22 protein-coding genes and 1 tRNA gene are annotated in these 22,680 nt (G+C 67.7%); 12 read left to right on the top strand and 11 right to left on the bottom strand.

Annotated features, from left to right (window positions below; translation table 11 throughout):
* Positions 1-116: 116 nt before the first annotated feature.
* Positions 117-2,813, top strand: a complete 2,697-nt coding sequence (locus tag OHB24_RS34780) for a bifunctional acetate--CoA ligase family protein/GNAT family N-acetyltransferase (protein ID WP_327635137.1) — start codon at positions 117-119, stop codon at positions 2,811-2,813.
* Here the strand turns inward: OHB24_RS34780 and OHB24_RS34775 are convergent, their stop codons facing one another.
* The 6 genes from OHB24_RS34775 to OHB24_RS34750 form a co-directional block, all read right to left on the bottom strand.
* A complete protein-coding gene (locus OHB24_RS34775) occupies positions 2,814-4,178 on the bottom strand; it encodes an MBL fold metallo-hydrolase (protein ID WP_327635135.1) in 1,365 nt (454 codons plus the stop codon).
* Positions 4,175-4,531, bottom strand: coding sequence for a hypothetical protein (locus OHB24_RS34770; protein ID WP_327635134.1), 357 nt, complete (start codon positions 4,529-4,531; stop codon positions 4,175-4,177). Before OHB24_RS34770 ends, OHB24_RS34775 begins: the two co-directional genes overlap by 4 nt.
* 100 nt (positions 4,532-4,631) lie before the next feature.
* Positions 4,632-5,078: a pyridoxamine 5'-phosphate oxidase family protein gene (locus OHB24_RS34765; RefSeq protein WP_327635133.1), complete on the bottom strand. Its 447-nt coding sequence runs from the start codon at positions 5,076-5,078 to the stop codon at positions 4,632-4,634.
* Positions 5,079-5,111: 33 nt separating this feature from the next.
* Positions 5,112-5,987 (bottom strand): universal stress protein, encoded by an 876-nt coding sequence (locus OHB24_RS34760; protein WP_327635132.1) that lies wholly within the window; start codon positions 5,985-5,987, stop codon positions 5,112-5,114.
* 43 nt (positions 5,988-6,030) lie between these two features.
* Positions 6,031-6,657: a hypothetical protein gene (locus OHB24_RS34755; protein WP_327635131.1), complete on the bottom strand. Its 627-nt coding sequence runs from the start codon at positions 6,655-6,657 to the stop codon at positions 6,031-6,033.
* A 126-nt stretch (positions 6,658-6,783) separates the two neighbouring features.
* Positions 6,784-7,074, bottom strand: coding sequence for a hypothetical protein (locus OHB24_RS34750; protein WP_327635130.1), 291 nt, complete (start codon positions 7,072-7,074; stop codon positions 6,784-6,786).
* Between the two features lie 283 nt (positions 7,075-7,357).
* On the opposite strand from OHB24_RS34750, the gene OHB24_RS34745 reads away from it, so the two are divergent.
* The gene (locus tag OHB24_RS34745; RefSeq protein ID WP_327635129.1) at positions 7,358-7,618 is read left to right on the top strand and encodes a hypothetical protein; all 261 of its coding nucleotides are present in this window, start codon (positions 7,358-7,360) and stop codon (positions 7,616-7,618) included.
* Between the two features lie 42 nt (positions 7,619-7,660).
* Here OHB24_RS34745 and OHB24_RS34740 read toward each other — a convergent pair whose 3' ends face one another.
* The gene (locus tag OHB24_RS34740; protein WP_327635128.1) at positions 7,661-8,245 is read right to left on the bottom strand and encodes a hypothetical protein; all 585 of its coding nucleotides are present in this window, start codon (positions 8,243-8,245) and stop codon (positions 7,661-7,663) included.
* Positions 8,246-8,586: 341 nt separating this feature from the next.
* Here OHB24_RS34740 and OHB24_RS34735 point away from each other — a divergent pair, with 341 nt between their 5' ends.
* A complete protein-coding gene (locus OHB24_RS34735) occupies positions 8,587-9,126 on the top strand; it encodes a hypothetical protein (protein ID WP_327635127.1) in 540 nt (179 codons plus the stop codon).
* 12 nt (positions 9,127-9,138) lie between these two features.
* Here OHB24_RS34735 and OHB24_RS34730 read toward each other — a convergent pair whose 3' ends face one another.
* Complete coding sequence (locus OHB24_RS34730; protein WP_327635126.1) at positions 9,139-9,417, bottom strand: DUF167 domain-containing protein; 279 nt, start codon at positions 9,415-9,417, stop codon at positions 9,139-9,141.
* Between the two features lie 140 nt (positions 9,418-9,557).
* On the opposite strand from OHB24_RS34730, the gene ppdK reads away from it, so the two are divergent.
* Complete coding sequence (gene ppdK / locus OHB24_RS34725; RefSeq protein WP_327635125.1) at positions 9,558-12,272, top strand: pyruvate, phosphate dikinase; 2,715 nt, start codon at positions 9,558-9,560, stop codon at positions 12,270-12,272.
* A 40-nt stretch (positions 12,273-12,312) separates the two neighbouring features.
* Here ppdK and OHB24_RS34720 read toward each other — a convergent pair whose 3' ends face one another.
* Positions 12,313-12,957, bottom strand: coding sequence for a TetR/AcrR family transcriptional regulator (locus tag OHB24_RS34720; protein WP_327635124.1), 645 nt, complete (start codon positions 12,955-12,957; stop codon positions 12,313-12,315).
* Between the two features lie 64 nt (positions 12,958-13,021).
* Here OHB24_RS34720 and OHB24_RS34715 point away from each other — a divergent pair, with 64 nt between their 5' ends.
* The 3 genes from OHB24_RS34715 to OHB24_RS34705 all read left to right on the top strand — a co-directional run bounded on the left by OHB24_RS34715 (position 13,022) and on the right by OHB24_RS34705 (position 16,355).
* Positions 13,022-13,516: a nitroreductase family deazaflavin-dependent oxidoreductase gene (locus tag OHB24_RS34715; RefSeq protein ID WP_327635123.1), complete on the top strand. Its 495-nt coding sequence runs from the start codon at positions 13,022-13,024 to the stop codon at positions 13,514-13,516.
* Positions 13,513-13,974 (top strand): hypothetical protein, encoded by a 462-nt coding sequence (locus OHB24_RS34710; protein ID WP_327635122.1) that lies wholly within the window; start codon positions 13,513-13,515, stop codon positions 13,972-13,974. The genes OHB24_RS34715 and OHB24_RS34710 overlap by 4 nt, the downstream gene beginning before the upstream one ends.
* A gap of 605 nt (positions 13,975-14,579) precedes the next feature.
* Complete coding sequence (locus tag OHB24_RS34705; RefSeq protein ID WP_327635121.1) at positions 14,580-16,355, top strand: recombinase family protein; 1,776 nt, start codon at positions 14,580-14,582, stop codon at positions 16,353-16,355.
* Here the strand turns inward: OHB24_RS34705 and OHB24_RS34700 are convergent.
* Positions 16,337-16,422, bottom strand: a tRNA-Leu gene (locus tag OHB24_RS34700). The genes OHB24_RS34705 and OHB24_RS34700 overlap by 19 nt on opposite strands.
* A gap of 115 nt (positions 16,423-16,537) precedes the next feature.
* Here OHB24_RS34700 and OHB24_RS34695 point away from each other — a divergent pair.
* From OHB24_RS34695 to OHB24_RS34675, 5 genes are all read left to right on the top strand, one after another.
* The gene (locus OHB24_RS34695; protein WP_327635120.1) at positions 16,538-17,026 is read left to right on the top strand and encodes a VOC family protein; all 489 of its coding nucleotides are present in this window, start codon (positions 16,538-16,540) and stop codon (positions 17,024-17,026) included.
* 114 nt (positions 17,027-17,140) lie between these two features.
* The gene (locus tag OHB24_RS34690; RefSeq protein ID WP_327635119.1) at positions 17,141-17,833 is read left to right on the top strand and encodes a hypothetical protein; all 693 of its coding nucleotides are present in this window, start codon (positions 17,141-17,143) and stop codon (positions 17,831-17,833) included.
* A 10-nt stretch (positions 17,834-17,843) separates the two neighbouring features.
* Positions 17,844-18,374, top strand: coding sequence for a DUF6529 family protein (locus OHB24_RS34685; RefSeq protein WP_327635118.1), 531 nt, complete (start codon positions 17,844-17,846; stop codon positions 18,372-18,374).
* A gap of 11 nt (positions 18,375-18,385) precedes the next feature.
* Positions 18,386-18,787: a Rieske (2Fe-2S) protein gene (locus tag OHB24_RS34680; RefSeq protein ID WP_327635117.1), complete on the top strand. Its 402-nt coding sequence runs from the start codon at positions 18,386-18,388 to the stop codon at positions 18,785-18,787.
* 38 nt (positions 18,788-18,825) lie between these two features.
* Complete coding sequence (locus OHB24_RS34675) at positions 18,826-20,151, top strand: M20/M25/M40 family metallo-hydrolase (RefSeq protein ID WP_327635116.1); 1,326 nt, start codon at positions 18,826-18,828, stop codon at positions 20,149-20,151.
* On the opposite strand, the gene OHB24_RS34670 is transcribed toward OHB24_RS34675, so the two are convergent.
* Positions 20,142-22,592 carry a glycosyl hydrolase gene (locus OHB24_RS34670; protein WP_327635115.1) on the bottom strand — a complete coding sequence of 817 codons (2,451 nt, stop codon included), beginning with the start codon at positions 22,590-22,592 and terminating at the stop codon, positions 20,142-20,144. The two genes, OHB24_RS34675 and OHB24_RS34670, sit on opposite strands and share 10 nt — an antisense overlap.
* Positions 22,593-22,680 lie beyond the last annotated feature (88 nt).

Raw genomic sequence — 22,680 nt, 5'->3', positions numbered from 1 at the left:
CGCGGTTGTCGCTGGTGACGTCCTAGGGGCAAAGGTCCCGACGCCCCGGGCCCCAACGGCACTGGCTGGGGAGAGGCGCGGTGCGGTGGGCTGGTGGGGTGTCGGAAGGAGCAGTCATGACCGCGATCGAGCAACCGGGTGCCCGGCCACGAGCAGGGTGGGACGTGCTGGCGGCGGACGGGTCCGTGGTTCGGATCCGCCCGGTGCGTGAGGACGACGAGGCGGCGCTGGAGGCCATGAACCGACGCGTGTCCGACGAGTCGATCTACCTGCGCTTCTTCGGCGTCAGCCGGAACATGGCCGACGAGTACACGCACCACCTGGCCGCTGATCAGGACGGTCACGTCGCGCTGGTCGCGGAGTACGGCGACGACGTCGTCGGGATCGCGAGCTACGAGATCCTGCGGGCGGGCGAGGCCGAGATGGCCTTCCTGCTGCAGGACTCGGTCCACGGCCGAGGGCTCGGGACGTTGCTGCTCGAGCAACTGGCTGCTACTGCCCGGGAGAACGGTATCGAGCGGTTGCGGGCCGACACGCTGGGCGAGAACGCCAAGATGCTGCGGGTGCTCGTGGATTCGGGATTCGAGCAAGTCCGCAAGCTCGACAGCGGCGTGGTCGAACTGGTGCTCGACACCGCGTACCACCCACTGACGCTCGAGAAGATGGCCGAGCGTGAGCGGGCGGCCGAGAATCGCTCGTTGCTGCGACTGTTCTCGCCGCGGACGGTCGCGGTGATCGGCGCCGGCCGGAAGCCTGGTGGCATCGGCCATGAGCTCTTGCACAACATCGTCGGAGGCGGCTTCACCGGTTCTGTGTACGCCGTGAATCCGCACGCGGCCGAGGTTGCGGACGTGCCGGCGTACCCGTCGATCTCGGCTGTGCCCTCCGCGGTCGATCTCGCGGTCATCGCCGTCCCGGCGGAGCAGGTGCTGGACGTGCTCAGGGAGTGCGGGAAATGCGGCGTCGGTGGCGCGGTCGTGCTGACGTCGGGGTTCTCCGAGCTCGGGACCGCCGGCCGCGAACTGCAACGTGAGCTGCTGGAGATCGCCCGTCGGCACAGCATCCGGTTGATCGGGCCGAACTGCCTCGGCCTGGTGAACACGGCACCGGACGTGCGCCTGAACGCGACCTTCGCGGAGGTCGCCCCGACGTCCGGAAGTCTTGCCATTGCGGCACAGTCCGGCGCAGTCGGTATCGCGGTGCTGGAGCATGCGGGCCGGACCGGTCTGGGGATCTCGGAGTTCGTTTCCCTCGGCAACAAGGTCGATGTCAGCGGCAACGACGTACTGCTGCACTGGTGGAGCGATCCGCGGACCGCAGTGATCGGGCTGTACCTGGAGTCGTTCGGGAACCCGCGCAAGTTCGGCGGTCTGGCCCGGATGATCGGCCGGACGAAGCCGATCCTGGTCGTCAAAGGCGGGCGCTCGATCGGTGGCCGCCGGGCCGGTGCCTCGCACACCGCGGCCGCCGCGACGCCGGAGACCGCTGTCGACGCGCTGTTCGCGCAGTCCGGCGTACTTCGGATGGACACCATAGAGGAGCTTGTGGAGACAGCCCGGGTTCTCGCCGTGCCGCCACTGCCGCGTGGCCGCCGAGTCGCGGTCGTGGGCAACGCGGGCGGCGCGGGGATTCTGGCCGCCGATGCTGCGGCGCGTCTCGGTCTCGAACTGCCGGAGCTGAGTGCTGCTGTCCAGGCACAGCTTGCCGCTGTCGGGTCGGTGGGTACGGCGAACCCGGTCGACCTCGGTGCTGCCGCCTCACCGTCCAGCCTGCAGCAGGCCTTGCGGGTGCTGCTGGCAAGCGGGGAGGTCGACAGCATGGTGGTGAACTACGCCGTGACGCGGGCCGGCAACGTCGACGAGATCTACGCTTCGATAGCCGTAGCTGGTGATGGGGCCGAGCTTCCGATCGTCGTGAACTGTGTCGGGTCGGGGCATGCTGCTCCGGAGATCGCGTTGCCAGACGGGCGGCGGCTGCCGGTGTTTCCGTTCCCGGAGAGTGCGGTCCGGGCCTTGGCTCATGCGGTGCGGTACGCCGAGTGGCGTGCGCGGCCGCAGGGTGTCGTACCGGAGCTGGCTCAGGTGGACAGGGCAGACGCTCGTGGGGTCGTCCAACGGTTCTTCCGGGACTCGCCCGAGGGCGGATGGCTGGATCCGCGGCAGGCGAGTCAATTGCTGCGGCGCGCTGGAGTCTCTGTGCTTCCGGTCGTTCCAGCAGTATCTCGCGCGGAGGCGATCGCGGCGGCCGGGTATCCGGTCGTGTTGAAGACGGCCGCACCCGGCGTACTGCACAAGACCGACGTCGGTGGCGTGCGCGTCGGGCTGACGAACGCGGTCGAGCTCGGCAAGGCCTACGAAGAGATCACGTCGGCTACCGGTGATCCGCACGTGCTGGTTCAAGCGATGGCGCCGCAGGGGACCGAGTTGGCGATCGGTGTGGTGCGGGACCGGCTGTTCGGACCGTTGGTGATGGCCGGCAGCGGTGGCGTGCTGACCGACGTACTCGCTGATCGTCAGTGGCGCGGGTTGCCGCTGACCGACCTGGATGCGCTCGACATGCTGCACTCGCTGCGCTGCGCCCCGGTCCTCGCGGGGTACCGCGGAGCTCAGGCAGCTGACCAGGACGCCGTGCTGAGTGTCATCCACCGGATCGCCTGGCTGGCGAACGTGGTTCCCGAGCTCGCCGAACTCGACATCAACCCGCTGGTAGCCGCTCCGTCCGGGGCCTTCGCGGTCGACGTTCGGATCCGCCTGACGCCGACAGCGCCCGAGCCCGACTGGTACGGCCGCCACCTGCGTGGCGAGGATTCCTGATCAGATCCTGACCCGCTCGAGGTGGCTCGGCGTGGCTGCGGTCCAGTCGAGCTCGTCCTGGATCCGGCGGGCCAGTTCGGCGCGGGCGTGGTCCTCGCCGTGGACGACGTACACGGTTTCCGGCGCGCTCGGCGCCGCTGACAGCCAGCTGATGAGTTCGTCGGAGTCGGCGTGGGCGGAGAATTCGGGCAGCCCGACGACCTGTGCGCGGACCGGTATGTAGCGGCCGTGGATCTTGACCGAGCGGGCGCCGTCCAGCAGCGCCCGGCCACGTGTGCCGGGGACCTGGAAGCCGGGGAGGATCACGGTGTTCCGCTTGCCCGGCAGCAGCCGCGCCAGGTGGTACAGGACCCTTCCGCCGGTCGCCATACCGGACGCCGAGATGACGATCGACGGGCGGCCGGGGTCGCTGATTCGCATCGATTCCTCGACGGAGTGGACCAGCCGCAGGGTGCCGGGGTCGAACGGGTCGGGACCGCCGAGGATCTCGGGACGGAGCTCGGGTGACTTGTTCGTGACCGCCGCGCGGTAGACGTTCAGGGCGGCCAGGGCCATCGGGCTGTTGACGTAGACGGGCAGGCGCGGGATCAGGTCGAGGCGCATCAGACCGGCGAGCTCGTGCAGCAGAACCGCCGTACGGTCGATCGCGAAGGCAGGCATCAGGACGACGCCACCTCGCGCTGCGGTCGTGCTGATCAGGCGGCCGAGCTGGGCGTGGTCGAGAGGCTCGTGGTGTCGATCGCCGTACGTCGCCTCGACCAGGATCGTGTCGACGGCCGGCGGAGGTTCGGGCGGGCGGAGCAAGGGGTGCTCTTGCCTGCCGAGATCGCCGCTGACCAGGAGGCGCCGGCCGTCGATCTCGAGCTCGGCGAAGGCCGAGCCGAGGATGTGGCCGGCGCGGTGGAGAGTCACCGTTGCCGCGCCGACCTCGGTGCGGCCGTCGGCGGGGCGGAACAGCCTGATGGCCTGTTCCGCATCCTCGGTGTCGAAGAGCGGTTGCGGGGGATCATGCCGGGAGTAGCCACCGGCGCGGGCGTGCTGAGCGTCCTCCATCTGGAGGTGCGCGGCGTCGCGGAGCACGATCGCTGCGACGTCCGCCGTACCGGGAGTGCAGATCACTGGACCGCGGAACCCTTGCCTGACCAGGCCCGGCAGGTAGCCGCAGTGGTCGAGGTGCGCGTGGGTGAGGACAACGGCATCCAGCGACGCCGGGTCGATCGGGAACGAGTCCCAGTTGCGGCGGCGCCACTGCGCTTCGCCTTGGAACAGGCCGCAGTCGAGCAGGATCCGCTGCTGGTCGTGCTCCAGCAGGAACTTGCTGCCGGTCACCGTTCCGGCCGCGCCGAGGAAGGTGAGCACGCTCATGAGGCGCTTTCGAGGGTTTGCTCGAAGCGGAGCGCCACCCGGCTGAGGGCGCGGAGCGCGGCGATCGTCTCGGCGATCTCTCGGTGGGAACTCGTCGGGTGGACGGTCCGGAACAGGTCGTTGCGGAGGTCTTCGAGGCCGTCGAGGAGATGTTCGATCTCGTCGACGACGATCACGTCGTACGGCCGCTGAGCGGCGAGCAACGGAAGGATGTGGCCACGGAACGCGACGAGCGTGTGCTGAGCCTCGGCCAGCCGGCGCTCTTCGAGGAACCAGTTGTCGGACATGCTGGCTTCGGCGAGGTTGTCGAGGTCGGCCCCCCAGCGGTGGATCTCCTGGCGCAACGTGCTCATGACTGCTCCTCCCACTGGTCTCACTCTCAGCCTGGTCCCGGGAGGAGTTCGGCGCTGCGGGCAAGAGTCCCGACCTGCCAGGCCGTTCGGCTCGTCGACGTTACTGAACTCGTGGTCGCTGGCCCCACGGCACGAGACGCCGGCCTTGAACAGACTCGATCCCGAGCCGGACCAGTCGCGGGTCGTCCATCGGCATCCATGTGTGGAGTGGCAGCGTACGGCGCAACTCGTCGGCCTCGTCGTTTGTGACGACGGACAGGTGCCCGATCGCTGTGACGGTCCAGCCGACATGACGTTCCCTGTCCACCTCGTCGGCCTCGAACGCGACGATGTCGCCACGTTCGGCCGCCCGGAACTTGTCGCCCTGGCCCGTGCTGAGCACGATCGTGTCGTCGTCCAGGACGAAGTTCACCAGCCGGACCGCAGGCAGCCCGCCGTACGTGTAAACCAGCCGCCCGAGCGGAACCGACCGGAGCATGCGAAGGCACTCGGCCGGCGAGAGGATCGCGAGCCGAGAACGGTCGAACTGCAGAGGTGGAGTGGTCATCGGAAATCCTTAGTGCGCCGCAGGCGGACCGGGTCAGTGGACGATGGCGATGGGGGAGTGGGTGTGGTGCAGGGCTGATTGGCTTACCGAGCCGAGGAGTAGGCCGGTGAATCCGCCACGGCCGCGGGAGCCGACGACCATGAGGTCGGCGGACTCGGATCGCCGTACGAGGGCGTGTGCCGCGGCGCCCATGACGAGTTCGGTCGTCCACTGCACGTCTGGGTGGTCCGCCGCCGCGCCGGCCACTGACTCGGCGACCAGGAGACCTGCCTCGTTCCGGAACTGGTCCTCGTCGAGCTCCAGCATCGACGCGCTATCGGCGTAGGTCAGGTACGGCGAGGTCCACGCGTGGAGCGCGATCACCCGCGCGTGCAGGGCGTCGGCCTGATCGAACGCGAAGTCGATCGCCGCGGCCGAGGCCTTCGAGCCGTCCACGCCGACGACCACCGTCAGGCCTTGGTGAGGGTGCTGCCGTGGCTCATGGGGAAGCACGATCACCGGGCAGTGCGCGTGCGTGGTGACCTGTACCGCGACGGATCCGACGAGCAGTCCGCTCCAGCCGCCGAGGCCGCGCGAGCCGAGGACGACGAGACGAGCGCCTTCGGCGGCGTCGATCAGAGCCTTCGCGGCCGTGCCGCCGACCAGGCTGGTCTCGACCTTGAGGTCGGGGTGGTGCAGGCGGACACGCTCGGCCACGGCCTCGAGCCCTTGCCTGCGTACGGTACGTACCGTCTCGAGTGGTACGACGTGCCCTGGCGAAGGACGGGTAGCGATGACGAGTTCGAAGGCCTCGACGAGCCTCAACGGCGCCATCACACGGACCGCCTCGGCGGTCGCCCATTGAAGGGCGTTCTGGCTGCCGGCTGAACCGTCGTACCCGACGACGATCGGAGCGGGCTGGGTGATCATGGCGATCTCCTCCTCGGGCACTGAATTCTCGAGCGGTGCACGATCATCGGCTGGCCGTTCCGGGCCGGTCGCCGAAACGGAGCAAGGTGTAGTTGAGGCACTCGGCGCGGACGTCGTGTGCGGTCGCGGTCAGAACAACGCGTTCGAGTGCGATGCCGGCCTGGATCTGGTCCGAGGGCTCGCCGCCCTGCGTGACGACGACCGCCAGCGCTCCGACGGGAAGCCAGTTCAGGTGGGCGTCCTCGATGGCGGCAGCCTGTCGGAGCGCGCGGCGTACCTGCTGGTCCGGGGGTGCCGCCGGGCGGACGAGGTCGCGCGACAAGATCGCGGTGTAGAGGCGCTGCAGCTCCTGGTCCGGCACACCGGTCGGCTCGACGACGAGCCGGGCTGCGAGAGTGGGATCGCTGGGGTACGGGTAGATGCTGATCCAGCTGTCGAAGCTGATTGAGGCGGCGGCGCAGCGCAGGTTGAAGATGGCCGCGCCGGTAGCGATGCGCTGAATCCTGCTGACCGGATCGGGCGTGGACCGCGCGATGTCGTCGAGGTAGATGTCGATGAGGTGGCCGTTGGCCTCGATGCGCCACGGCCGCGGGATATGCAGGGCCGGCGCAGCCTGAGCGGCGTCGAGCAGCACACCGAGCGCAGCGGACGTGAGCTGATCGGTCAGCATCAGAACCTCCCTGAGACTGTGGTGACTCCGATTCCAGCGTCCGCCGGGATCTGCGCGAGGAGAAGCGGCATACAGCCTGGAGATGTTGGGTCGTTCGGCACCTGAGACATCTGTTCGGGCGAGCTGTCACGGGCCGACGCGAGTGCTGGCGACCGGGGAGCGGCTTGGGTATGGGCCGGTGGTGTATCTGTTGACTTCGGCAACGGCGCCGTCGAGGCCTCGGATGATGTGGCAGAGGCCGTTCCATCGGGCGACCTCGACGCCGATGGCGATCAGCCGGACCCGACTTGGGCCGGAGGCGAACGGCTCGGGGGAGTCGCAGCGACGCGTGTGCCACGCTCCGTTCTCGTAGTACGTCTCGACGTCGGCGTGGAGTGAGAGGTCGTCGCTCAGCCCAGTGTCATCGCGCGTTGTCATCGCGGCCGCCTCCCATCGCCGGCGTGGGCCGGCCCAGAACCTGGCCAGACGAAGTAGGCAGGTTCTTATCCAGACTCTGCCGCGCCGCCTGTAGCGATGGGGCGTGCCAAAGGTCCCGAGTTCGCAGGGCCGTCTGTCAGTACGCCGCCTGTCGCCGTCTGTCTTCGAGTGGTAGCTTCAAATGACCATCGAGGTGGCCCTGGACCCTGGCACCCAGCGATATCGCGGTTGGGGGTCCTGATGCTGGGTTCGGACGTTCTTCTCCGTTGTGTGGGTGAGCTGGATGATCGCAGCTCTGGCCGCGGGGCGGGCTGAGGTCGCAACGATGATTACCAGGTATCTGGATCGTCTGGCTCGTTCATCACACTTCGGCTCGTGGCGGACCGATGAGCTGAACGATGCGCTGTCGGCCATCGAGGATGCGCTGGTTGAGCGACGGCCGCCGCCCGGCGGCGGGCCAGGAGTGCTCAACATTCGATTCCAGATCTACCGGCAACGGTTGCAGCGCGAGTTGGATCACCGCGCGGAATCAAGCGACCACTGAGCTGTTGCAGCACCGGAGTCCCGGAACCGCACGGCGAGAGATTCAGGTGGCTTTGCCGGTGAAGAAGGCGGTCTCGCTCATGAACTCGGGCTCGACCTCGATGCTGATCTTCGCGAGACCTGACTTCGGGACCGAGAACGCTGTCGTTGCAGTCTTGCGTTTGCCGGGTTGCAGGCTGCCTTCGAATGGGTACTGCCCGCCGACGCCGTCGGTGTAGACATTCTCTGCTTGAACGCCGTCGTCGCCGTAGGTGAGCCGTGCCTCGGCACCGGCCAGGTCGACGTTGGCCGACGTGCCATTGGTGATCGTCCAGGTCACCTTGACGGCCTTGTGACCGGCCGTCAATCCGACGGCGTAAGAGCCGGCTTTGAAGACCTTCGCCGACACGACGCGGACGGCCAGGCCGGACTCGTAGGTCAGGGTCTTGCCGATCACCGTCGTGTCCTTTGCCGGCTCGGAGCTCGGCTCCTCGGTAGCAGCCGGTTCCTCGGTGGCCGGCGGTTCCTCGGTCGTCGGCTCGCTGCTCGGCGCAACGGTAGGCGCTGTCGTGGCCTGAGTCGTGGGCGTTGCTTCGCCGCTGACAGGGTCGGCGACGGCGCCGCAACCGACGAGCAACGTTGCGGTCATAGCTACCGCGGCAGACATACGTGCATTCATGGATAGGCCCCCGTTCGTGTCCCCGAGCCCCCCTCGGGATCAGGATCACCGTATTTGGCCGTCACTCCCTGCAACTAGGGCCGATGGTCCCGCCGTCGTGCCCTCAACTAATAGGTCTTCAGGCCCTGGCCTTGGGCAGGGGTCTCTGCTGATGGTGGAACATGACGGGGCCGGTCGTCCGGCAAGGGGAGGGGCTCGGCCCGGGGGCAGGGGGCTCGGCCATGGGCGCAGAAGGCTGCTCGTTCGAGGGCAAAGGGGCGGTTGGTCCACGACTGGCGGTTTACCGAGCCGTTTGGCGGGCATTCCGCAGCGTGTCTGTTGCGATCGGCGTCATTGCCGCCACGGTGTTGCTGCCAGCGGAGATCCTGGGCGTGGCACTCCTCGCGATCGTCGTCGCTGCCGCGACAGCCCTGGGTCTGTACGGCGGCGGAGACGCTGCCCGCTGGACGAGAGGACAGGTCGTCACGGCCGCCGCTGCCGCAACTGCAGGTACTACCTTGGTCCTCGGCCTCACCGTCGTTCTCGGTCTGAGCGTGCTGTGGTTGGCCGTACTCTTGGCCGCCACCTCGCCTCCTGCGGTGCACTGGTACGGGGTGAGACTTGGAGCCAGTACGGCGAGCGAGCGTCTGGACGTGCCGCAACGCAGTACTGCGGACTTGTGCCGCCAATGGCGTGAAAGCTACGAAGCACTGCGGCAAGCGAGGACCGACAAGCAGCGTCTCCACATCGTGTTGGAGCGCCAGCGCTGTCTCGACGAGCTCGATCGGCGCGACCCTGAGGGCCTGCAGGCATGGCTGGCGTCCTCCGCGAGCGCCGCCGGCGACCCCTCCAGATTCCTCAAGAGCCAGTAGCCCAAATGACCGTCACCTGACCAGGAGTTCTTCGAGCCTTGGTCGAATGTCGCTGTCTTCTCCTTCGACATCGACCAGTTTGTCCCGGCTGGTCGCACCCCGTACCAGTGTCACGGCAGAGCGTCGTGTGCCGAACGCCGCCGCGACCGCTTCGAGCGCGGCCTTCGTCGCCTGGCCGTCGACCGCACGGGCCGTTACCGCGACCACCAAGGCAGGACCGGTCGCACCGTCATATCTGCCGCCGACGGCAGTCCGGGAGGCGCCAGGTTTGACCCGGAGCAGAATTCGCATGCCTGAATTCTCGCCTGACGGAGACCAGGGGGCACCGTCCGTCAGGTCGCAGGGGGCAGAGCGTCTGGTTCGGGCGGGACCTTTGGCCCTGTGGACGTCGTGGCGGTCGCTGGAGGCTGAGAGGTGGAGGTGGCACATCCATGACCGCAACGCTGACGACTGCCCGCTACGTGTTCGACTTCGCCGAAGGAAGTATGCACCAGAAGGACCTACTCGGGGGCAAGGGCGCCAATCTCGCCGAGATGACCCGCCTGGGTCTGCCGGTTCCGCCGGGTTTCACGATCGGGACAACGGCCTGCCGGGCCTTCCTGGAGAACGGTGATCTGCCGCCGGGCGTGGCCGAGGAGATTGCCAAGCATCTCGGTCGCCTGGAGGCGACGATGGGCCGTCGGCTGGGTGACCCGGCCGATCCGTTGCTGCTGTCGGTCCGTTCCGGCGCGAAGTTCTCCATGCCCGGGATGATGGAGACCATCCTGGACATCGGGCTGACCGATGCCTCCGTGCAGGGGCTTGCGAAGCACTCAGGTGATGATCACTTCGCGTGGGACTCGTACCGACGGCTGTTGCAGATGTACGCGCGGACGGTGCTCGACGTACCTGACGAGCTCCTGCAAGCAGCTGTGTCGACGGAGTACGCCGAGTGGGGAGTCGGGACGCCGGAGGAGTTGCCGGCGGAGGCGATCGAGCGTGCCTGTACGGCGTTGAAGCAGGCGATCGCCGATCACGCGGGCCGGCCGTTCCCGCAGGACCCGCTGGAGCAGCTCGACTTGGCGGTTCGAGCCGTCTTCCGCTCGTGGTCGACGGAGCGGGCGCGCCTGTACCGGCGGCAGGAGCACATCGCCGACGATCTCGGTACGGCGGTCAACGTGATGGCCATGGTCTTCGGCAACCGCGGATCCGACAGCGGGACCGGCGTCGCGTTCACTCGCGACCCGGCCTCTGGCGCGACCGGCGTGTACGGCGATTACCTGCAGAACGCTCAGGGTGAGGATGTCGTCGCGGGTGTCCGCAACACTGTTCCCTTGGCGCAGTTGGCGGCGATCGATCCGGTGAGCGACGTCGAGCTGCGGACCGCGATGTCGAAGCTGGAGCGGCACTACCGCGACCTGTGCGACATCGAGTTCACGATCGAGCGCGGACGGCTGTGGATCCTGCAGACACGGGTCGGGAAGCGGACCGCTGCAGCTGCGTTCCGGATTGCCGTCCAGCTCGTCGACGAAGGGCTCATCACCCTCGACGAGGCACTGCTCCGGGTGAACGGCGCGCAGCTCGGCCAGCTGATGTTTCCACGCTTCAGCGAGGATCACGACGTACCAGTGGTGGCTCACGGCGTCGCTGCCTCCCCAGGGGCTGCGGTGGGTGTCGCAGCGTTCGACTCTGCTGCGGCTCGCAGGCTCTGGGATGAAGGCCAACAGGTGATCCTTGTCCGCCGTGAGACGAACCCCGATGATCTGCCCGGCATGCTTGCCTCGGTCGGAATCCTCACCACCAGAGGCGGCAAGACGTCACACGCGGCGGTCGTCGCTCGCGGGCTCGGAAAGACGTGCGTCTGCGGCGTCGACAGCCTGACCGTCGATCCGGTCGCACGCCGGGCCGTCACCTCCGGCGGAGATGTGATCGAGGAAGAGGACATGCTGTCCCTCGACGGTCTGGCCGGAGTCGTCTACCGCGGAGAGGTTCCGGTCGTCGCGTCACCTGTCGTCGAGTACTTCGAGGGGAGACTGGAGTTCTCGAAGTCCGACGATCTGGTGCGCGCCGTGGATCGGCTCCTGCGGCATGCCGATGCCCGTCGGGTGCTGGGCGTACACGCGAATGCGGACACCCCGGCCGATGCCGATCGCGCTCGCCGGTTCGGTGCCGGAGGCATCGGTCTGTGCCGGACCGAGCACCTGTTCCTGGGGGAGCGGCGCAAGCTGGTCGAGCGGCTCGTCCTCGCGGACGGTGCTGCGGAGCAGGAGGCCGCCCTCGAGGATCTGCTGCAGTTGCAGCGTGATGACTTCGCCGGGATCTTCCGGGCGATGGCCGGTCTGCCGGTAACCGTGCGGCTGATCGATCCACCGCTGCACGAGTTCCTGCCCGACCTTGCCGATCTGTCGGTGCGGGTGGCCGTCGCACGTGCGACCAACGCACCCGAACCTGAGGCCGAGCGTCTCCTCAAGGCGGTGCAGAGGATGCATGAGAGCAACCCGATGCTCGGCCTGCGCGGTGTGCGGCTGGGAATCGTGATCCCGGGACTGTTCGCCATGCAGACCCGGGCGATCGCCGAGGCGGCCGCCGCAGTGACCGCGGAGGGGCTGGAGGTGCACCCGGAGATCATGGTGCCGCTGGTCGCCGGCGAGGCCGAGATGCGGTTAGTGCGGGACGAGATCGAGACCGTACTTGCCGATGTCGCAACGTCTACCGGTCGCATGGTCCCGACGCGGATCGGGGCGATGATCGAGGTACCGCGGGCAGCGCTGGGTGCGGAGCGGATCGCCAAGTCAGCGGACTTCTTCTCGTTCGGTACGAACGACCTCACGCAACTGACCTGGGCGTTCAGCCGCGACGACGTGGAGGCGTCGATCTTCCCGCGCTACCTGGACGCCGGGATCTTCGCGGTCTCGCCGTTCGAGTCGCTCGATGTCGAGGGCGTCGGCCGGCTCGTCGAGATCGCAGTCGCCGAAGGTCGCAAGGGCAACCCGGACCTGGTCATCGGCATCTGCGGCGAACACGGTGGCGATCCCGCCTCCATCGCGTTCTTCGCCGACGCGGGCCTGGACTACGTCTCGTGCTCGCCGTACCGCATCCCCATAGCCCGCCTCGAAGCCGGACGCGCTGCTGTGGCCCCGACATCCTCCGGCAGCGACACCCGCTGACTGGTCCCGGCAGACGGCCTTCCTTGCCAGGAGGCGGCGGTCAGCGAGGGCTCGGTGGTCGGCGGGTGGTGATGCCCCGGATGATGACGTCGACGATGTGGGTGAGGAAGGCGTCGTCCACGGGTTCGCCGGTGAGTAGCAGGCGGAGGTGAATGGGGCCGAGGACGGACTCGATGACCCATCGGGGGTCGGTGCCCGCGGCGATCTCGCCGCGGGCGATGGCGCGTTCGACGATGACGCCGTCGATGGCCAGACGCTCGGCCCAGAACTGCCGGTTGGCCTCCGCGAGCCTGGGATTGTGGGGTGATTCCGCCGCCACTGTCCGCGCCATTGCCGCGACCTCGGGGGCGGTGGCGTTGAGAGCAGCGGTGCGGGCGAGTTCCAGCAGGTCGTCGCGCAGTGCGCCGGTGTCGGCGACGGCGACGTGCCGTGCGACCTGATCGAGGATCGCCTCCAGAACGAGATCCTCGCGGGTGCCCCAGCGTCGGTACAGTGTCGTCTTGTGGACGCCCGCACGGCGGGCGACGTCCTCGAGGCTGAGGTCCGCGTAGCCGGACTCGGCCAATTCGGCCAAGGTTGCGGCGATGGCGGCAGCCCGGACTCTCGCGCTGCGCCCGCCCGGCCGACGCTGTGGTGTTGTTGCCGGGACGTCCGGATCCGCGGGGTCGCGCTGCCGGGTCGTCACATTCGTCACCCTAACCGAATCCAGCTTATTGCAACGGCAAGTTGCGTTTGCTAGCTTGGCTCGCGTGAAGCCTTATGGGCAGGCAAAGGCCCTCCACCGGTTGGTACGACGGTCAGCGTCGACCCGGCCGATGGCCGTGGTTTACAGCGTCATCCAGCAACCTCTTGACGAGCTCGTCTATCGCCTCAGCCATGGCGGGACGACCGCTTCGTCCTGGCTCGCTGGAGTCAAGATCACCATGCTGATCACGACGGGCGCGAAAACGGGTCTGCCCCGGACGACCCCGGTTTTGGGGTTGCCCGACGGGCCGGACACGATTGTGATCGCCTCCAACTATGGGCGTTCGCGGCATCCGTCCTGGTACTACAACCTGCGGGCAGATCCACACGCCACGATCGTCGTCGATGGCGTGAGCCGCGAGGTCACCGCGTACGAGCTGCGTGGTGCGGAGCGCGACCGTGACTACCTGCGCGGCGAGGAGATGTTTCCCGGCTTCAGTCGCTACGGCCGATGGGCGGCGAACCGCACCATCCCGGTCCTCAGGCTCCGGCCGCGATGACTGCGATGGGACACGTCGGCGCGTTCCTGCGCGGGATGCGGGTGGCCGCGCCGGAACCGACAAAGGCGGAGACCAAGGAGATCGACGTGCATCATCCGATGAAGGACTTGCCGATCGTCGACGACTACGGGGACGGATTTCGCAGTCGCCTGGTGGAGTGGGGCGGGATGATCGTCTCGTACGAGACGTTCCCCAAGGGTGTCGATGCGACGCCGCTGTTCAAGGGGCTGCCGGACGACATGTGCCAGTCACCGCATTGGGGCTACATCCTGCGGGGCCGTGTGCGGATCAAGCGTGCGGACGGCGACGCCGTGCTGCGAACCGGAGACGTCTATTACCTGGAGCCTGGGCATGTTCCGGTCTTCGAGGAGGAGACCGAGGTTCTCGAGTTCAGTCCGAAGAACGAGTACCAGCAGACGATCGACGTCGTGAACGACAATATGGCCGGTCTGGCATAGCGCTGGCAATGCGCGCGTTGTGGGGCGCAACGTGGTGAACGCAAGCATCATTGCTCGGTGCAAACGAAGCGTTGACCTGTTCTGCGGGTCGGTGGCTGTTCCACGGTTGGAGGGGCTGCGAGTGATCATCTAGCGGTCGAGTTGAAGGCGGTTACAGGAACCGAAGGGCAGGGCGACGGCGAGGAGGACGACCGGTATCACGAGGGTGATGCCGGTGTTGATCGCCCACAGTGCGGGTGCGGCGAACGCGAACGAGCCTCTGGCTGTCCAGAGCGAGTATGGGGCGGGACCTCGGATCGCCGTACCTCATGCTGCGCCTGCCAGTCGGTCTGCTGCCGGCGGCCGCTGGAGTTTGAGAGAAGCAATCGCAGACGGTGCGAACTGTTGAGCACTGTTACTCAGTGTGCTGGCCATATGCGTTGAACAGACATGCGGATGAGGCCGGAGTCGGAGGATGGACGTGAGCTGTCAGCGGCCGTGCGCGTGCCTGAGGTGCCCCCGATCGTTTATCCACAGGCCGGTCGTGTGCTGCTTCGGCTTGTTGTACGACTAGCCCAGAAGATGAGCGGAGACGGGGATTCACGCCGATCGGAGGAGCGAGGACTTTGAGCGAGAGCGGGCTCGACGAGTGGGCGACGTTGGACGAGCTTTTGGGGATGGAGGCGCTTGCTGCGCAGCCGACGGTTGGTGATGGGATCGGTCGGTTGGCGTTCTATGGGCGGTGTTCGACCGAGGACAACCAGGATCCGGCGACGTCGAAGGCCTGGCAGATGGGGGAGGCCGCGCGGTTCGTTGAGCCGATGGGAGGTGAGATCGTCGCGGAGTACTTCGACATTGGGCAGTCTCGGTCGTTGCCTTGGGAACGGCGGGATCAGGCGAACGAGGTACTTCGTGCGTTGAAGGATCCAGACCGTGGCTGGGGCGGATTGGTTGTGGGTGAGGCGACTCGTTGCTGGTTCAGTAATCAGTTCAGCCTGACGTGGCCGAAGTTCGATCGGTATGGCGTGTCCCTGTGGATACCGAGTCTTGGGGGTCGGTTCGATCCGGAGAACACGGTGCACGACATGGCGATGACGATCACTGGCGGGTTGTCGAAGTCGGAGCGGCAGCATGTGCAGCGGCGAGTTCGGGCGGCGATGGCTGCGCAGGTGCTGATCGACGGGCGCTATCAGGGAGGGCGTGCGCCGTACGGGTACGTCGTGGCCGACGGCGGGCCGCATCCACATCCGCGGAAGGCGCTAGAGGGGCAAAGGTTGAGGGTGCTAGTGGTCGATGAGTTCGCGGCGGCTGTTGTGCGGCGGATCTTCGATCTCTATCTGCAGGGCTGGGGGCGGAAGGCGATCGCGGAGCAGTTGAACCGTGAGGGCGTGCCGTGTCCGTCTGCACATTCGCCTCGGCAGAATCGGCATCGGAAGATGGACGGCTGGCAGCACTCGACCATCGCGGCTGTCCTGGAGAATCCGCGGTACACCGGGTATGCGATCTACGGCCGGTGGCAGAAGGTCGAGGAGTTGCTGGACCCCGAGGATGTGGCCGCGGGTTACGTCGTGAAGTTCCGGCGGTCGCCGCAGGCGAAGATCGTGCGGTCTCGGCAGCCGGCTCATCCGGCGATAGTGCCGGTTGAGACGTTTACCGCTGCGCAGCTCGAGCAGCGCCGGCGGAGGTCCGGGGGCAAGTCCTCCTGGTCGTCGGTGGATCGGCAGCGGATCTCGAGGAAGCGTGTCTATGTGTACCGAGGACGGATCAGATGTGGCATCTGTGTCCGGACGATGGAGGGCGCTGCACGCCGCGAGGACACGATCTACTACCGGTGCAACGCTCGCACGCTGGTACCCGGATCAGCGACCGCATTGGCTCATCCGCGACAGATCTACCTCCGCGAGGACTCAATCACTCCGCAGATCAACCGGTGGATCGGCAGGCTGTTCGATTCGATCCATCGGAGCGAGACGATCACCGCACTCCTGCAGGCTGACGACTCAGCCGACCAGCTGCGCGACCAGGTCGAACGCCTGCGAGATCGCGTCGCCGCGGCCGAGACCGTTATGGAGAAGTTGCGCAAGGCATTGGATGCCGGCTGGGATCCGGTCGAGCTGCGGGCGCAGTACAACTCGGCCGCTGCCGAGAAGCACGCAGCCGAGACGGCACTCGCCACAGCGCCGAGTGCGAAGGGTCTGAACCGTGAAGAACTCGAGATGTACGTCGATCAGCTCGGCGACGTCGCGCGGGCCTTGGACTCTGCCGAACCAGAGGAGCTGAGTGAGCTCTACTCGTCGCTTCGGCTGTCGCTGACGTATCACCACACCGAGCAGATAGTCGATGTGGAAGTCGACCCGATGGCCGACCGTGTGGATAAGTACCGTGTCCGAGGGGGGACTTGAACCCCCACGCCCCGTAAAGGGCACTAGCACCTCAAGCTAGCGCGTCTGCCTATTCCGCCACCCGGACGAGTGGTCTGACCGCCTCAGCGGTACCGACCGGAGAACAGTAGCAAACTCCAGGGGTGGAATTCACATCGGGCGGACCGGGGTGTCTGATGGGGCTGGAGGAAGGGTGGGTGGAGATGACGGAGATCGATCTCTCGGCCGTTGAAGCGGAGCGTGAGCGGTTGCGTACGGCGTACTTGAAGGGTGGGACCACGTCGTCGGCGCGTGGGCTGCATCACACTGCGTTACTGTGCGCGGACGTCGAGCGGACGGTGCGGTTCTACCAGGAGGTGCTGGGATTCCCGTTGACCGAGATGGTCGGGAACCGGGACTACGAGGGGTCGACGCACTTCTTCTTCGACATCGGGAACGGGAACCTGCTGGCGTTCTTCGACTTCCCGGGGCTGGATCTCGGGCCGTACGCCGAGGTGCTCGGTGGACTGCATCATCTGGCGATCTCGGTGGAGCCCGGGCAGTGGGATCGGCTGAAGGCGAGCCTGATCGAGCACGGGGTCGAGTTCCAGGAGGAGAGCGGTACGTCGATCTACTTCCGCGACCCCGATGGCGCCCGGATCGAACTGATCTCCGACCCGCTGGGGGAGATGTACGGCCTCAAGGTGCTCTGACACCCCCTGGCTAACGCAGGTTGGTTGAACCGAGTGCGCGGCTGAGCCGTTGACCGGGTGACGAGGGGGCGGGATCCTCGTCTCGGGGTGAGACCGAGGCTCGGGGTGGGGACGATGGGGCAGCGAAGTCCGTTGGTGACGCTGGTGGCGACGGCCGTCGGGCTGGTTGGGTTGTTGGTGGTCAACAGCACACAGACCGGCGCTCCGGCCGCTGAGCCGGCCGCCGAGCAGTCAGCGTCGGCCAACCCGACGAGCGCGCCCCCAACCACAGCGCCTCCAACCACGGCGCCCCCAGCTCAGACGCCAACAAGCCCAGCGCCGGAGCAGACGACCGCGCCGCCGGCAGCAGAGGACCCGGCGGTGTACGTCGGCCGGACAGCCGGTCGGGAGGCGACGGTCGCCGTCGCTGTCAAAGGCACAAAGGCCGTTGCCTACATCTGCGACGGCAGCCGCGTGGAAGCCTGGCTGACCGGCACCTTCACCGCCGGTCAGTTCGTACTGCGCTCGCGCACAGGGGAGCGCCTGACCGGAGTCGCCACCGCGAAAACCGCGTCAGGCGAACTGACCCTGCGCGGTCGCTCACTACGGTTCACCGCGACCCTGGCCGGACCGCCCTCGGGCCTCTACCGGGCCAAGAACAGCACGTCGACGATCGGCTGGATCGTCCTTCCCGACGGCTCGCAGGTAGGCATCGACAACGACGGCACTCCCGCCGCCGCGCCACCGCTCGACCCCGCGACCCGCTCCGCCACTGTGAACGGCGCCGCCGTCACCGCTCAATCCATCGCCGGCGACGAGACGTTCTGAGGTGGGGCAAATGAGTACGACGGCCGTTGCGAGGCGCAGCGCCGTGGCGGTCCCGGTGATCGCCGGGGCCGCAGCGGCTGTCGCGTTGGGCGTGTACGGGCGATTGCACGATCCCACCGGCGTGGCGATCGACATCGCGGGCTTCTCCAGTTTTCAAGCGGTCAAGAGCTGGCTGACCACGCTCGCCGCCGTACTCGGCCTCCTCCAACTGGCAAGCGCGGTCGCGCTCTACCGGGGCCGTCCGCAGCTCGCACCCTTGCACCGCTGGTCCGGGAGAGCTGCCGTCCTGGTCACCCTCCCCGTCGTCGCGCATTGCCTTTATGCGTTGGGCTTCCAGTACGGCGAACCGCGCGTACTGATCCACTCCCTGCTCGGCTGTTTCTTCTACGGCGCGTTCGTCGTGAAGATGCTCGCACTTACCCGGGCAGGCGCGCCGTCCTGGCTGCTCCCGGTCGCCGGCGGGGCTGTCTTCACCGGCCTGATCGGGCTGTGGCTCACCTCGGCGCTGTGGTTCTTCACCACGTTCGGCGTCATCCGTTGAAAGGACACGCTGTGGAAGCACCCAGCCGCCGTACCATCCTCACCGGAGCCGCCGCCGGACTGGCGACTGTCGCCGGCTGCGCGAAGTACGGCGAGCCGCAGAGCACGCCCGCGCCCGCGCCGGCCGACACCGTCCTCGGCCCGACCGCGGACATCCCGGTCGGCGGCGGGAAGATCTTCGCGCCGCAGCAGGTCGTGGTCACGCAGCCGGTCCAGGGCACGTTCAAGGCGTTCAGCTCGATCTGCACGCACCAGAGCTGCCCGGTCGCTAGCGTTGCTAGCGGGACGATCAACTGCGACTGCCATGGCAGCAAGTACGCGGTGGAGGACGGCTCCGTGCAGGCCGGCCCGGCACCACGCCCGCTGGCACCGAAGCAGATCACCGTCTCCGGTGACGCGATCACCCTGACCTGAATCCCCTTCCGCGGCCGCGGTGGGGGAGGATGGGTCTCATGACGACCTCCAGCGACCGTACGGCGTACACGCCCGATGCCGAAGTAGTGGAGCTCTGCAGCGAGCTGATCCAGATCGACACCACGAACTACGGGAACGGCAAGAGCAACGGCGAGCGGGTCGCGGCGGAGTACGTCGCGGCGAAGCTGGACGAGGTCGGGATCGAGTCGACGATCTACGAGTCGGAGCCGGGGCGGGCGACGCTGGTCGCGCACTGGGACGGCGAGGACCAGAGTGCGGACCCGCTGCTCGTGCACGGGCACCTGGACGTCGTACCGGCGGATCCGAAGGACTGGAAGGTCGACCCGTTCGCGGGGGAGATCTTCGACGGGTGCGTGTGGGGCCGCGGCGCGGTCGACATGAAGGACTTCGACGCGATGGTGCTGTCGGTCGTGCGAGCGCGGCAGCGCGCCGGCGCGAAGCCGCGGCGTCCGGTTCGGCTGGTGTTCACCGCCGACGAGGAGGCCGGCGGTGTGTACGGCGCCCAGTGGCTGATCAACAACCACCCGGAAACCGTTGCCGACTGCACCGAAGGCATCGGCGAGGTGGGCGGGTTCTCGATCACGGTCAAGGACGACCTGCGGCTGTACCTGATCGAGACCGCCGAGAAGGGCATGAACTGGATGCGGCTCAAGGCCCGCGGTACGGCGGGACACGGGTCGATGGTCAACACCGACAACGCCGTCACGAACCTGGTCGAGGCGGTCACCCGGATCGGCTCGCACGAGTGGCCGCTGCGCGTCACGCCGACCGTCCGCGAGTTCCTGAAGACGCTGGAGGACGTGCTCGAGGTCGAGCTCGACCCGGAGGACATGACCGCGACGCTGGCCAAGCTGGGCAGCTTCAGCCGGATGTTCGGCGCCACGATCCGCAACACCGCGAACCCGACGATGCTGAACGCCGGCTACAAGGTGAACGTGATCCCGGGCGACGCGGAGGCGCACATCGACGGGCGGTTCCTGCCCGGGCACGAGGACGAGTTCTTCGCGACCATCGACGAACTGCTCGGCGACAAGGTGCAGCGCGAGACCGTCGTCCAGGACATCGCGCTGGAGACCGAGTTCAGCGGCGGACTGGTCGAGGCGATGAAGGCGTGCCTCGCGGCCGAGGACCCGCAGAGCCGCACCGCGCCGCTGCTGATGTCGGGCGGTACGGACGCCAAGTCGTGGAGCCGGCTGGGCGTGCGGTGCTTCGGGTTCGTGCCGCTGCAGCTGCCGCCGGACCTGGACTTCATGGGCATGTTCCACGGCATCGACGAGCGGGTGCCGACGTCGGCCCTGGAGTTCGGGTCGCGCGTGCTGGACAGGTTCCTGGATCAGGCCTGACGGATGATCCTCGGCTCGGTCAGTAGGCCGGAGTTGAGGTAGTCGGCGGCGTGTTCGATGTGCTGGAGGTCGAACCGCCGCCCGTAGCGCGCGGTGGCGTCTGCTGCTGCGTCGAGCAGATGGTGATCGGCGGAGAGCGCGTTCGCGGCGGTGTTGTGGACGACGATCCGCAGCTCGTTCACGCCCGGTCGCGCGGCCGGTGTGAGGTCGACCTGGTACGGCGGCGCCCAGAGTGAACCGCAGTGGGTGTCGTTGAGCCAGATGTCGGCGGCGACGCCCACCGGCGGGGTGATGAGCGCGCGGTAGGAGTTGCCGGGGACGTAGGGCTCGCTGTCGGGGGCGACCGGTTCACCCGGGCCGAAGTCCAGAAGCAGGCGGTCGGTGGTGTCGGGGAGTTCGATCTCGGTGCGGTACGTCGCGGAGCCGGAGTACGTCGTCAGCGCCGGGTCGTCCTCCCAACGGTGCGGGAGCGTGACCGGGCGACTCTCATTGCCAAAGGCAACCGACCAGCCGTCCTGAAGCGGGCTGGTCAATTCGTCGGCCGGAGCGGCTGCGTCAGCTGCGGGCTCGGATGTGGTGGCTGGGATCAGGACGGCCGACTCGTAGGGGTGGAGGGTGAGGGTGCTGGTGAGTTCGGCGTCGTCAGAGAGCGCTCTCCAGCGTTCCAGGGGTTGGTCGAACGTGAGGGTGCGGATCTCGGGGCCGGTGTTGGCGACGAAGTAGAAGTCGCCGTCGTCGAGGCGCCTGTGGACCACACCTACGTCCTGTTGGGGAGAGAGCGGCGCGGGCGGGAGGTGGTCGGCGAGGGTGCTGAGGTCGGCGATCACCTTTCCACCGGACGCGACGACAGCATCCAGCCAGCGCTGAGTCGCCGGCGGCGTCGTGGTTCCTTCGGGCACGACCACGAGAGGTGCGTCGGCGGGATCGAGTACCTCGAGTGCGTCGTCGTCGATCAGGTCGAAGTCGAGTCCCGCCTCCCGGATCGTCCGGGGAGCGCTCTCCGGGATCAGCCGGCGGGCGACGCGGTAGAGGTTGAGCGGCTCGGCGTGCCCCGTGCGTACGGCGGCGTACGCGTCGGAGGCAGGGATGTAGATCTTCACCGGCCGGACCGGCGTGCCCTGCTGGAGCAGCCAGGAGAGACGGTGCAGAGAACGGAAGAGAGCAGTTGCTGACGGCCACCAAGGGTTCCGGTCGTCGAGTGCACCGGCCGCGTAGAAGATCCACCCGAGCCCGGGTCCGTCGGACGGCGAGTAGGGCCAGCCGTGGCCGATGAGCTGGTTGACGCCGGAGAGGAAATGCTCGTGGGCCTCGCCTTGGAGATCCAGCGGCGTCGCGCGGAACGAGGGGGAGTGGACCCACGTCCACACCTCGGCCGACACGACCGAGCGGCCGTAGATGTTCGCGGCCGACGACGCCCAGCGGGTCTCGGGGATGCGTGTCCATCCCCAGCCTTCGCCTTCGAACAGGTCAGCGTGCCGGTAGCTGCTCATCGTCGCCGGCGGCTCACCGTAGCTCTGGATCCGGAACGGTACGCCGTACCCGGCCGCCCATTGCTGGAACACCTTCAGGAAGTTGTCCTCGTACAGCTCCGACAGCGTCCGCCCGAAGTCGATCCGCAGTTGCCGCGAGCCCTCGTTGTCCACGAGCAACTCGTAGAGCCGAGGCCGCAACTCGTACCCGCGCCGTTTCGCGAACTCGTCGAAGATCGTCGGCGTCCAGTCCCCGCCGTACACCTCGAGGCTGTCGCAGAACACCGACCCGAGGAGCTCCGGTGTGGCCGCGAGCAGCAACGGCTCGGCGACCTGCCTGATGTGCTCCTCAGCGGCGGCCGCCGAGTAGTGGTCGAGCGTGAGTCCCTCTGCTCCGACCGCGGTCCGCTTCACCTGCTGCCCGGTCACGCGGGACGTCGCGATCAGGATCTCGCGAGGCTGCCCGCCGGCCGGTACGTGAATGATCCCGTCGCTCGCCGGTACCTCGACGTACGACGACGGCGCGCCTCCCCACCCGTCACCGACGTACGCCGCGACGAACTCGTCACCGGGCCAGCCGGCCACGATCGGTACGTCGTACGCCGCGGCGCCGATCTCGCGGCGGTCCCAGTGCAACTGCCGTGCCGCGTACTCGGGACCGACGTGCGGGCCGCCGTACGACCAGCCGCTCCCGAGCGTCACGTCGAACCGCAGTCCGAGCCGTTGCGCCGTTCGTGCCGCGTGCCCGACCAGTTCGAGGAACTCTGGTGATCCGAACGGCGCCGTCACCGGACCCATCGGGTAGACGAACGCGACCTCCGCGCCGCCGAGCCCGGCTGCGGCCATGGCTTCCAGCTCGCGGTCGATTTCGTCTCGCTCGATGGACGGCCCGAACCACCACCAGCGCATCATCGGCCGCGCCGCGGGCGGCGGGTTCCGGAACTGTCGTCGTACGTCGTCGACGGTCGCCATGCTGTTCACCCCACAGCCGGCAGCGACCTGCGGTCAACGGCGATGACCAGTACCGGTCAGATCGTCCTGCGCAGTGGCGACACCCGAG

It is taken from the genome of Kribbella sp. NBC_00482, assembly GCF_036013725.1.
Taxonomy (GTDB): Bacteria; Actinomycetota; Actinomycetes; order Propionibacteriales; family Kribbellaceae; genus Kribbella.
The sequence above is the reverse complement of the archived record's forward strand: the minus strand, read 5'-3'. Positions and strand labels throughout refer to the sequence as shown.